This window comes from Paenibacillus sp. USDA918EY (assembly GCF_009870825.1).
GTDB classification, from domain to species: Bacteria; Bacillota; Bacilli; order Paenibacillales; family Paenibacillaceae; genus Paenibacillus_AQ; species Paenibacillus_AQ albilobatus.
Window position 1 is genome coordinate 1 of sequence record NZ_WTWY01000052.1, and the last position, 976, is coordinate 976.

At 38.0% G+C, this 976-nt stretch carries 1 pseudogene; it reads left to right on the forward strand.

The annotated features are described in order from the left end of the window. Positions 1–55: 55 nt before the first annotated feature. Positions 56–976, forward strand: a pseudogene (locus GQY55_RS30755) (IS3 family transposase); the annotation flags it as partial.

A 976-nucleotide genomic window follows, 5' to 3' on the forward strand; every position in this document is an offset into this window, starting at 1 on the left:
TGAACTGCACCCCAATAGTTAGACACCATCTAACTATTGGAGGTGCAGTTTTTATATGACCAAATTCAGTACAGATGAAAAAATACAAGCAGTTACACGTTATCAAAATGGATCGGAAAGCGTGAAATCGATTGCGAAATCCCTAAGGCTCCATCATACCGTCTTACTAAATTGGATCAAACAATATGAGTATCATGGTGAAGAAGCCTTTAAAAAGAGCTATACATCATATCCTGTACAGTTTAAACTAGATGTACTTAATTATATGAACGAATTTGGGACGTCTGTTAGAGAAACGGCTGCAGTGTTTAATATTGCGAGCCATAGTACTATTTTAAGCTGGCAAAGGAGCTTAGAATTACATGGAATGGACGCTCTACAACCAAAGAAAAAGGGGCGCTCATCCATGAAAAAAGAATCTAATAAACGAAAGAATCAAGAGGTAGTAGAAGGATCTGTTGAGGCTTTACATGCAGAGGTAGAGCGTTTACGAATGGAGAATGCATATTTAAAAAAGTTGAATGCCTTAGTTCAAACCAAGGAAAAATCACCAAACAAGACAAAGCTCAAGTAGTCTATGAACTAAGGAACGAATTTCCGGTGAAAGCACTTCTACAGCTAGCAGATATCCCTCGTAGCACGTATTATTACGCGGTAAAAACGTTTGGTATGCCAGATAGAGATATGGAGTTAAAAAAGATTATCCAAGCCATTTATGAGGAGCATGAGGGGCGCTATGGTTATCGCCGTATTCGTGATGAGTTAGTGAATCGTGGATACCATGTAAATCATAAAAAGGTACAACGTTTGATGAAAGTATTGGGATTAAAATGCTTGGTACGCATGAAAAAATATCGTTCGTACAAAGGGACGGTTGGCAAGATTGCACCAAACCTATTAGAACGTAACTTCTACGCTGAAAAGCCAAATGAGAAGTGGGTTACGGATATTACAGAGTTTAAATTATTTGGAGAAA